Annotated in this window: 12 protein-coding genes; all 12 read right to left on the minus strand. The window is 56.4% G+C overall.

All coding sequences use genetic code 11. The features are described 5' to 3' along the window. Nucleotides 1-168 precede the first annotated feature (168 nt). Complete coding sequence (locus Q7U71_07220) at nt 169-630, minus strand: NADH-quinone oxidoreductase subunit C (protein ID MDO9391544.1); 462 nt, start codon at nt 628-630, stop codon at nt 169-171. A gap of 60 nt (nt 631-690) precedes the next feature. Then, nucleotides 691-1,122, minus strand: a complete 432-nt coding sequence (locus Q7U71_07225) for an NADH-quinone oxidoreductase subunit B family protein (protein MDO9391545.1) — start codon at nt 1,120-1,122, stop codon at nt 691-693. 170 nt (nt 1,123-1,292) lie between these two features. Then, nucleotides 1,293-1,643, minus strand: a complete 351-nt coding sequence (locus Q7U71_07230; protein MDO9391546.1) for a hypothetical protein — start codon at nt 1,641-1,643, stop codon at nt 1,293-1,295. A 48-nt stretch (nt 1,644-1,691) separates the two neighbouring features. After that, nucleotides 1,692-1,991, minus strand: coding sequence for an NADH-quinone oxidoreductase subunit K (locus Q7U71_07235; protein ID MDO9391547.1), 300 nt, complete (start codon nt 1,989-1,991; stop codon nt 1,692-1,694). Further along, a complete protein-coding gene (locus Q7U71_07240; protein ID MDO9391548.1) occupies nt 1,985-2,521 on the minus strand; it encodes an NADH-quinone oxidoreductase subunit J in 537 nt (178 codons plus the stop codon). The genes Q7U71_07235 and Q7U71_07240 overlap by 7 nt, the downstream gene beginning before the upstream one ends. Before the next feature lie 59 nt (nt 2,522-2,580). Continuing rightward, entirely contained in the window at nt 2,581-2,961 is a 381-nt protein-coding gene (locus Q7U71_07245; protein MDO9391549.1) for a four helix bundle protein, read from the minus strand. A 62-nt stretch (nt 2,962-3,023) separates the two neighbouring features. Continuing rightward, the gene (locus Q7U71_07250) at nt 3,024-4,505 is read right to left on the minus strand and encodes a proton-conducting transporter membrane subunit (GenBank protein MDO9391550.1); all 1,482 of its coding nucleotides are present in this window, start codon (nt 4,503-4,505) and stop codon (nt 3,024-3,026) included. A gap of 101 nt (nt 4,506-4,606) precedes the next feature. Next, on the minus strand, nt 4,607-4,912 hold the full coding sequence (locus Q7U71_07255) for a hypothetical protein (protein ID MDO9391551.1): 306 nt from the start codon (nt 4,910-4,912) through the stop codon (nt 4,607-4,609). After that, a complete protein-coding gene (locus tag Q7U71_07260) occupies nt 4,893-5,177 on the minus strand; it encodes a BrnT family toxin (protein ID MDO9391552.1) in 285 nt (94 codons plus the stop codon). Before Q7U71_07260 ends, Q7U71_07255 begins: the two co-directional genes overlap by 20 nt. A 64-nt stretch (nt 5,178-5,241) precedes the next feature. Beyond that, nucleotides 5,242-7,128 carry an NADH-quinone oxidoreductase subunit L gene (locus Q7U71_07265; GenBank protein MDO9391553.1) on the minus strand — a complete coding sequence of 629 codons (1,887 nt, stop codon included), beginning with the start codon at nt 7,126-7,128 and terminating at the stop codon, nt 5,242-5,244. A gap of 140 nt (nt 7,129-7,268) precedes the next feature. After that, entirely contained in the window at nt 7,269-8,738 is a 1,470-nt protein-coding gene (locus Q7U71_07270; GenBank protein MDO9391554.1) for an NADH-quinone oxidoreductase subunit L, read from the minus strand. 196 nt (nt 8,739-8,934) lie between these two features. Next, a partial coding sequence (locus Q7U71_07275; protein MDO9391555.1) for a tetratricopeptide repeat protein occupies nt 8,935-9,934 on the minus strand: 1,000 nt, incomplete at its 5' end.

Raw genomic sequence — 9,934 nt, forward strand, 5'->3', positions numbered from 1 at the left:
GATTCTGGATGTAGGTCCGGCTCTCGGCTCCCTTTTCGATCCCCCGGTGGTTGTAGCCCAAGCGGAGATCGGCATCCACCACGGTCTCGCCGTCCACCAAAAAGCGAAAAGAGGTTGGTTCCTTTAAGGCCGGATGTTGCGGCCCCACCGGCAAAATAAATGTGCCCATTATTCTATCACTCCTTTCTCCCGGTTATACTGCCAATCCTTGCGCAGCGGGAAGACGTTGGCCGGCCAGTCCTCGGGCAGCACCAGGGGACGCAGGTCGGGGTGCCCCTCTATGCCGATGCCCAGCAGGTCGTGAACCTCCCTCTCGTAAAACACGGCCCCGGGATAGACCGGGATCACGGTGGGAAGCATGGGATGATTGCGGTCGGTCTGGGCCCTGATGGTCAGCACCATCCCGGCCTGGGCCACGTGATACAGGGCCTCCAGCTTGTCCCCGGTATCCCGCGGGGTGATGGTGGAAATGTGGTAGAACCCGGCCTTTTCCTTGGCCACCCGGCAGGCTTCCACCAGGTTCTCCTTGTCCACCCAGATGAACATTCTCCTGGGAGCCGGAGTGGTGAGCTCCTTGATCTTGGAACCCAGGCTGTCCTCTAATATTTTTTTGATCTCTTCAGCGGTCATTTTCTCTCCCGTATTCTGTATACGGTATACTGTATCCAGTATCCGGTAATTGTTTCCTGATCAGCCTTTTTTAAGGGCCCCCAAAAGCTTGGCCACTCCGTCTATCACCGCATCGGGACGCACCGCGCAGCCGGGGATGTAGGCGTTGACCGGGATCACCTTGTCGACCCCCTCCAGCACGCTGTAACAGTCCCGGAACACGTTGCCGGAACAGGCGCAGGCCCCCACCGCCACCACGAACTTGGGCTCGGGCATCTGTTCGTAGATCCGCTTCAAGCGGTCGGCCTGCTGGCGGGTCACCGCCCCGGTGCAGACCAGCACATCGGCATGGCGGGGAGTGGACTTTAGGATCACCCCGAAGCGCTCCAGGTCAAAGCGCGGCATCAGGGCCGCCAGGGTTTCGATGTCGCAGCCGTTGCAGGCTCCGCTGTTGAAATGCAGTATCCAGGGCGATGAGACCCGGGACCACTTGACCAGTTTTTCTAAAGCCATAAATATATCCTTAATATAATATTTCTCGTTCAGCCACTAAGCATGCCCTGAGTTTTATCGAAGGGGCACCAAGACACTAAACTTACCAAATAGGAAATCGGAAATAGGAAATTGTTTTGTGCACTCTGTGCACATTCGACAGGCTCAGTGCACGTTTTTTAGGCAAAGGTTCACTTCAGGAGCAGGGCCACCACCGAAAGGGTGATCATCAGCAGATAGACGATCCCCAGCATGGCGTAGGCCAGGCTGCCGCCCGGGATGGTGGCGATCACCAGGGCCGCCACGTGCATCATGGTAAAGAACAGCGCGGCGTAGAAGAACAGCTTGTATCCCACCTGGACCTTCTTGGCCTCGAACTCCTCGCCGCAGGCATACTGGGAAAGCTTGGCGCCCTGGCTTTTGAGCTTGGGGGCCATCACGTCGCCCATCCGGTAGATGAAGTAAGAAATGGCCAGGAAGGCGAAGAAACCCACGAAGGGGGTTAAGATCATGTTCCAGGGATTCAGCAGGGTTATATTCATATTGTTCACCAGATTAAAGTATTGGTTTGTTTGATTAGGGTGATTATTTTATCCCTTTAGTTTGGCCAGGTTGCGGATGTCTAGGCTGCCGGTGTTCTTGTAAACATTGATCACCAGGGCCAGGGCCACCGCCACGATGGAGACCTCTATCACGATGAAGGTGATGACCACGCTCTGGGAGACGAAGCTTTCGCCCCGGGCCCAGCCGGCCACGATGAATGACAGCACCGCCGACTTGGCCATGATCTCCAGCCCGATCAAGAGCTTGATCAGGTTGCGGCTGGTCAGCAGGCAGTACAGCCCTATGAAGAACAGCAGGCCCACGAAGATAAAATAGGTGACTACCATAATTTCTCCTTTCCGCCGTCCTTGGCGATGATGGCATCTTCCTTCTGCTTGACGGTCAGGGGCTTTTCCCTGAGCAGGGCCAGCACCCCGAACACCCCGCCGAAGATCACCGCGATCTGGCCTATGATGTCCAGCGAGCGCACGCCCCACAGGGTGGCTCCGAAACTGGCCTCGGGATTGCCGAAGCCCTGGGGAGTATTGGCAAAAAGGGCCTGCATCACCCTGATGTCTATCAGGCCGAAAACCACCAGCACCAAAGGAAAGACATAAGCCGGCCAGCGGGCTTCCTTGGCCTGCTCCTCTTCCTTGGTCATGGCGATCACCGAAACGAACAGCACCGTGATCAGCCCGGCCACCACCGAGAGTTCGAACACCGCGGCGAACGGCGAGTCCAAGCGGTACAACAGCACCGCCAGCAGGGCGCTCATGAAGGCCAGGGAGATGGCCGCCTTAAGCAGGTCCTTCAGGAACACCGCCATCATGGCGAACCCGGCCAGCATCAGCAGTAATATGAGGTTTAGGAGATCCATCTTAGTCCCTTACTATTTTATTAGAAGTTGCGAAATTCCGAAGGTCCGAAGGTACGCTATCATTGAAAACAGAACTTGTCGGCTTTGTATTCCATCGAGTTCAGCATGCCGATTACATTTTCGTACTTATCGTCCAAACTTTTAAAAGTATCTTGATCAATATATCTGCAGCAAAAACAAAATTCCAGCCAGGTCTGGGTCTCCGAAGCCTCTTGCATCGCATCCGAAAGTTTATTGGTGAAAACCTTTTTATACCTTCTTTTCCGCCATGATTCCGCCAGGTTTGTGCAAACCGATCTTGAGGAACGTCTGATCTGGTCTGTCAGTGAGAATCTTTCATCCGCCGGAAACTTCTTGCTTATCTCATAGATTTCCATGGCGCATTCAAAGGCCAGCTTGTAAGCATTGAGATCCCTAACCGAATTTATTTTCTCTGCCATGCTTAACTTCCCACCTTCACTGTTTCAGAACTTCGGACCTTCAAAACCTCAGACCTTCAGTATTATTGCCCCAGATTGATGAAGCTGTTCACCCCGATGGCGTTGGAAAGCGAAGTGACCCCCGGCTGGATCAGATTGGTGGTGATCCAGGGATAGAACAGCCCGCCCAGCAGGCAAAGGGCCGCCAGACAGATGGTGGCCAAAGCCATGTAGAACGGCACTTCCTTGACCTTCTCCAGGCCAACTGCCAGCTTGCCGAAAAAGGCCTGGCGCTGCATCTGCAAAAAGTACCACAGGGTGATGATGCTGGTGGCCACCGCGATGGCCGCCACTCCTATATACTTGGCTTCCACCAGGGCCACGATTATGATCAGCTTGCTCCAGAACCCGTTGAAGGGCGGCACTCCGGCGATGGAGAAGGTGCCGATGGTGTTGGTGAACCCGGTGATGGGCAGTTTGTTGTTGACCCCTCCCAGCTTGGTAAGGTCCCTGGTGCCGGTGGCGTATTCGGTGGCACCGGCATTAAGGAACAGCAGGCTCTTGAAGGTGGCGTGATTGAACAGGTGGAACAGGGCCCCCATGATCCCCAGGGGCGAACCGATGGCCAGCCCCACCACTATGTAGCCTATCTGGGAGATGGAGGAATAGGCCAGCATCCTCTTGTAATCGTGCTGTCCCAGGGCCACTACCGCGCCTATGACCATGGACAGCACGCCCAGCACCATCAGGGCCGAGGAGACCTGGGCCGGCAGGCCGAAGATGTTGTAGACCACCCGGACCAGGGCGTAGATACCGGAGACCTTGATCAGCACCCCGGACAGCATGGCCGAGATCGGGGCCGGGGCCGAGGGATGGGCGTCCGGCAGCCAGGCGTGGAACGGCACCATGGCCGACTTCAGGCCGAAGCCCATCAGGAACAGGGCCAGGCACAGGCCTATCAGCCTGGCATCCATCCCGTTCTTGACCGCATAGGCCAGGTCGGTGATGCCGAAGGTGCCGGTCATCAAATAGACGAAGGACATGGCTAAAAGGATGCCGGTGGTAGCCACAACCGAGAGCATCAGATACTTGAAGGCCGCCTCCACCTCGTCATGTTTTTGGCCGAAGGCCACCAGGGCGTAACTGGCCACCGCCGCCACTTCCAGGAAGACGTACATGTTGAACAGATCGGTGGTCAGCACCAGGCCGTTCATCCCGGCCACCATCAGCATGAACAGGGCGTAGTATGAGCCTTTGGCCCCGTAGTGCTCCATATAGTTGACCGAGTAGATGCAGGCGAACAGCGAGATCAGGCTGATGATCAGCAGCAGCAGCAGCGAGAACCCGTCCATGGCCAGGCTGAGCTTAAGGGGCAGGCCCAGCGAGCCGGTGTCCCAAAAGTAGCGGTGCCCGGCGGCCACCATCCGGATATGATACAGCCCCAGCCCCAGGGTAAAGGCCATGGTCACCGAGCCCAGCACATCGGGCAGGCCTTTCCAGATCCGGGCCAGCAGCGGCATCAGGGCGGCCACCGCCAGGGGAACGATGATGAATAAAAGCAGCATTTTTATGATTGCTCCAAAGTATTATTTCGAAATGGTACCGATTGATTATCAATTAGCCAAGCGTCATGTCTTTTTCTTTTCCATCGGCAAATGCAGAATTATCATTTAGCGTGAGTGGCTATGCGCCGCTTTGAAGGAATATTCGCAATCAATGCCCGAAGCGCTTTGTTGACTGACGCTGAATTGGGGAAATATTTTTTAATGTCCGGCTCCAGCATAACCGCTCCGTCCTCAAGCTTGAAGCATTGTACTGAAGTAGTGCCGTCCGCTTTATGGATTTCCACTTTATGTCCTGCCCGATAGGCTTTGTAATACTTGCCCCGTATTGCTCCCGCCATACCGGAAAAGTCATATTCCGATTTCATGTCTTCTTGCTCCGGTATTTTTTTAGAAGCTGCCTTCTTCATAAAATCTCCTTTCTTGTTCCGCCGCTTTCCTGCAACTGATGATGCGTATCTTCTCCCGTCGTTCAGTATGCGTCAAAATTAAAACACGCCCGTTTGCAGAAAGACCAATGTTTAGATAACGTTCTTCGTTTACCGAATGTTCACTGTCCGGCAAAGTACACAGGAAAGGGTCGTTGAAAATCGTTTTGCCCTCTTCAAAGCTCACTTTATGCTTCTTGAAATTTGCTTTTGCTTTTACTTCATCCCATTCAAATGTGAGTTTCATGCGACCCCTTTGGAGGTTTGCTATGACAAATATATCTTACCTAACAATTATTAGTCAGAACATTTTACTTGACCAATACCGCCAGGTAGATCACCAGCAGAGCGAAACCGCCCACCACCCAGCTAAGGTAGTTGGCGTAGACCCCGTTGTGGTATTCCTTGAGTACCTTGATGGAGAAGTTGCCGACAAAGGTCAGCAGGTTCTCGTAGACCGCGTCTATTCCACGGTCGATGACCTTCCACACCGCCCAGGCCCCGCCCTTGACCAGCCCGTTGACGAACCAGTGATAGAGGTCGAACACCCGGGCCTCGGCCAGATCGTAAAGGGTGTTCAGCACCGGCAGGTGATGGATGGGCTCGGAGGCCAGATAGGCCTTGCCCTGCCCCTTTTTGACGCCGTACTGGTGGATCAGGAAGGCGATCACCAGACAGGCCATGGACACGCCCACGATCCAGTTCATGGCGAATGAATGGTGCCAGAATTCCAAGTTGGCCCCCTCCTCCACGATGGGCTTGCCTTCCAAGATGGGGGTGATCAGGTATTTCAGGGGCAGCTTGTTGAAGACGCCGAACACCACGCAGCCCAGGGCGATGGTGGCCATCGGGATGATCATGGCCCAGTTGGTCTCCTTGACGTTCTGGACGGGGGCCTCCGGGCTGCGCTTGCCGAAGTAGGTGGAATGGCCAAGCTTGAGGAACGAGGCAAAGGTGAAGATGGCCCCGATCCAGGCGGCTATGGGGAAGATGATGTGCCCGGTCTCAAAGGCCCCGTGGAAGACCATTTCCTTGGAGACGAAGCCGTTGAAGGGCGGCACGCCGGAGATGGAGAAGGCCGCGATCCAGAAGGCCACGCCGGTGATGGGCATCAGTTTGAACAGCCCGCCCAGCTTCTTCAGCTCGGTGGTGCCGGCCTCCTTCTCCACCGCCCCGCCGGTCAGGAACAGGGTGCACTTGTACATGGCATGGTTAAGCATGTGGAAGATGCCGCCGGCGATGCCGATGGGCACCCCGGTGCCGATCCCCAGGATCATGTAGCCCACCTGGCTGATGGCGTGGAATGAAAGCAGTTTTTTATAGTCCTTCTGCACCAGGGCCATCATCACCGCCAAGACGATGGTTATGGCTCCGATGGTCATCAGGAAGATGGACATGGCGCTGTTCATGTGGATGGTGAAGAACTCCAGCGAGATCCTGGCCAGCAGGTAGATCCCCAGCAGTTTCTCCAGGGCCGCCGGCAGATAGGCCATGAAGGGCAGCGGGGCGTCGATGGCGGCGTCCGGGATCCAGGTGTGGAAGGGCATGGCGCCGGCCTTGGCCATGGCGCCCAGGGCCATCAGGATGAAGGCCGCCCCGGCCAGCCCGGTGGGCTCCAGGTAGCGGACCTCGGACATGGTCATGGTCCCGGTGATGGACCAGAGGAAGATGATGCCCAGGATCATGGCGAAGTCGGCCAGTCCGGAGATGATCAGGGCCTTGGTGGCGGTGATGTGCGACTGCTTGTGGCCCAGGGTGATCATGCCGTAGAGGGTTACCAGCAGGCCCTCCCAGAAGAACAGCAGCACCATGAAATTGTTGGCCAGAATGGCCCCGTTGGCCAGTCCGGCGGTGATCAAGAAGTAGGCGAAGTATTCCCTTGCCCGCCATTTGTCGTGCATGAAGGCGGCCGAATACAGGGCCAGCAGGACCTCGAACCCGGCGGCGGCCAGCAGGATGAAGCGCGGCAGATGATAGGCGTAGAGGTCAAAATTTATGCCGAAAGAGGTCCAGGGCACGAACAGCCTTAAGCCCTCTCCCCCGCTTTTAAAGATCAGGGCCGCGTAATACAGAGCCACGGCGGCCACCGCCACGGCCAGCCCTTCCTTGACCCATTTCAGGCCCTTGGGCAGTATCAATACTGCCAGCCCGGCCAGTATCGGCAGCAGGATCGGTATTAAAAGAATGTTGGGATTCATCTTTAAACTCGGTATTTAAAATTTTTATTTGATATTTCAATTCTACCGGAGAAAGACAGGATTTACATGATTTACCGGTTCAGCTACTAATGCCTGAGTATTTATGAAATCCTGTTGATCCTGTCAAAAAATATTCTAGATCAGCGCACCAGGCCGATGATGTCGTGGATGGCGGGGTTGCCCATGATGTCCCGCACCGCGATGTTGATCAGGTCCATCGGGTATTTCACCAGGATCCCGGCCGCCAGCGACAGGAAGGCCAGCGAAGCCACCACCCAGACCATGGTGGGGGTGCCCTCCTTATGGGCGTGGATGCTGTGGTCCCGGGCCTCGCCCAAAAAGACCAGGTTGAAAAGCCGCAGCAGGTAGACCAAAGTCAAAACTGCGGTGAATATGGCCAGCGAGCCGATGGCGATGTTGCCCGACTTGATGATCCCCTGGATCACCATGAACTTGGAGAAGAAGCCGCCGAATGGCGGGATCCCCACGATGGAGAAGATGCACATGATGAAGGCCACCGCGGTGATGGGCATGGCTTTGAACAGCCCTCCCATCTTGGTGATGTCCTTGGTGCCGGTGCCGTGTTCTATCACCCCGGCCGCCAGGAACAGTCCGCCCTTGGCCAGCCCGTGCATTAAGATGAAGAGCAGCGCTCCGGCCACCCCGATGGTATTAAAGGCCGCCAGGCCCATGAATATGTATCCGATCTGGCTGACGGTGGAATAGGCCAGGATCCGCTTGATGTTGGTGTCCCAGAGGGCGGCCGCGGCCGAGACCATGGCCGAGAGCAGGCCCACGGTCATCAAAATGGTCTGCCAGTCGACCGGGACGGCGAAGGTGAAGTTGAATATCCGGGCAAAGGCGTAGACGCCGATCTTGACCAGCACCGCCGCGTGCAGCAGGGCCGTGACCGGGGTGGGGGCCACGCCGGCATCGGGCAGCCAGGTGTGGAAAGGCAAAGTGGCCGATTTGGCGAAGATGCCCATGGTGATCAGGGCGATGGCCAGACCGGAGATCGGCAGGCCGCGCATCTCCAGCATGTTAAAGGTGCCGCTCTGGGCGTAGACCAGGGCGAAGCCCAGCAGCATGAACACCGCGCCGCCGAAGGTCATCAAAAAGGCCTTGTCGGCCTTGAGCACGGTGGGCCGGTCGCGGAAGAAGCCGATCAGGCGCCAGGAGCAGATACCGGTGATCTCCCAAAAGACGTACATGAAGATCAGGTTGGCCGAAAAGACCAGCCCCATCATGGCGCCAAGGAAAAGGACCACCATCATGAAGTATTCCTGCTGATAATGGTAGTCCTTGATGTATCCCAGCGAATAGACGATGATCAGGGTGCTGATCAGCGAGGCGGCGATGGCCATGAAGACCGACAGCCCGTCCACCACCAATGTGGCGTTGACCCCCAGCCCCAGCGCCAGGTTAAAGACGTGAACTTCACCCGAAAAGGCGGCCGGCAGCAGGGTCAGCGCAAAAAAAGTGGTCGCCAGACCCAGCAGCACCGCCACCGCGTTGCGCAAGGGCTTGGAGACCAGGCCGAAAAGGGGAAGGGTGAAGCTTCCCAAAAGCGGGATCAGCACCGTGGCCCAAACCGAAAATTCCCAGCCCATATGAACTCCTATATATTTTGTAAAAAATTTCAAGTAAAGACGTTTTATTTTACACCAAATTGTTTTTGATGTCAAGGGTAAACCGGCCACCGGCCTAAAAAAGGTTCAAACGCCGTTTTGGGAACGGATATATAATGAGAAAAAGGCCGGGAACGGCCTTTTATTTTCATGGTGTTCTTGCCCGCAGCAGCGTTTATCACTGCCCCTGAATGCCTGGCCTCAGTTCGGCCAGATGCTTCCGGCTTTCTGCGTTCCGGGTCTTCTCCCATATTCCCTGGTAAATGCCAACTGCTTCCTTTCGGTATTCCTGGTCACCGGTCATCTTGAAAAGTTCATGGAACAGCCTGGCCTTCTGCTGTTCTTTGACCGCCTGTTCTTTAAGCCCCAGCATTTCCCCCAGAGCCGTCTCCTTTTGTTCATCGGCTTTCAGCAGGGCCAGCAGCAGCCGGGATTCAAAGGCCGCATCCTTGTTCTGCACTTTGCCCGACAATTCCCGGGCCCGGGCGGCATCGTTCCCGGCCTCCTGCAAACTTCCGGTATTGTGGTGCAGCCAGGCCCGGGCGCACAGATAGTTGCACAGGTAATACTCCAGCCCGGTGCTTTGGGCCAGGTCTACCGCCCGGCAATAGAGTTCCAGCGCAGATGGTCCCCGCCCCTCGTTCTTGGAGATGTTGCCCAGCATGTACCAGGAGTGGCTGATCAAAAGCTTGTCGTCTATCTCCTCGCCAATGGCCAGCTGTTTGTTCACCCATTCCCCGGCCCGGTCGTATTCCCCCAGCTCGTAATGAATGTCGCCGATGTTGCCGGCCGCCAGGGCGGTGATGGACCTGTTGCCCAGTTTTTCCGAGATCTCCAGTTGCCGGTCGAAGCACTGCCTGGCTTTTAAGATCTCCCCCATGTCGGAATACACCAAGCCCATGTTCCCCTCGGCCTGGGCCAGGTTGGCCAGATCGCCGCAGGTCTTCATTATCTGGGCGGCCTGGGCAAAGCAGTCCCCGGCCTCCTTCAGCTGCCCCCTGGTCCAGTAGATTATGCCGCAGTTGCCCAGGGCATGGCCTTTCACCCGCTTGTTGCCCGTCCTTTGCGACAGGGTCAGGCTCAGCTGGTATTCCCGCAGGGCGCCGTCCAGGTCACCCTGGCTGTACAGCACCCAGGCCGTCCGGGAGGCCACGTTGATCTGCAGGTCCATCAGGTCC

It is taken from the genome of bacterium (genome assembly GCA_030655055.1).
GTDB lineage: Bacteria > Edwardsbacteria > AC1 > AC1 > EtOH8 > UBA5202.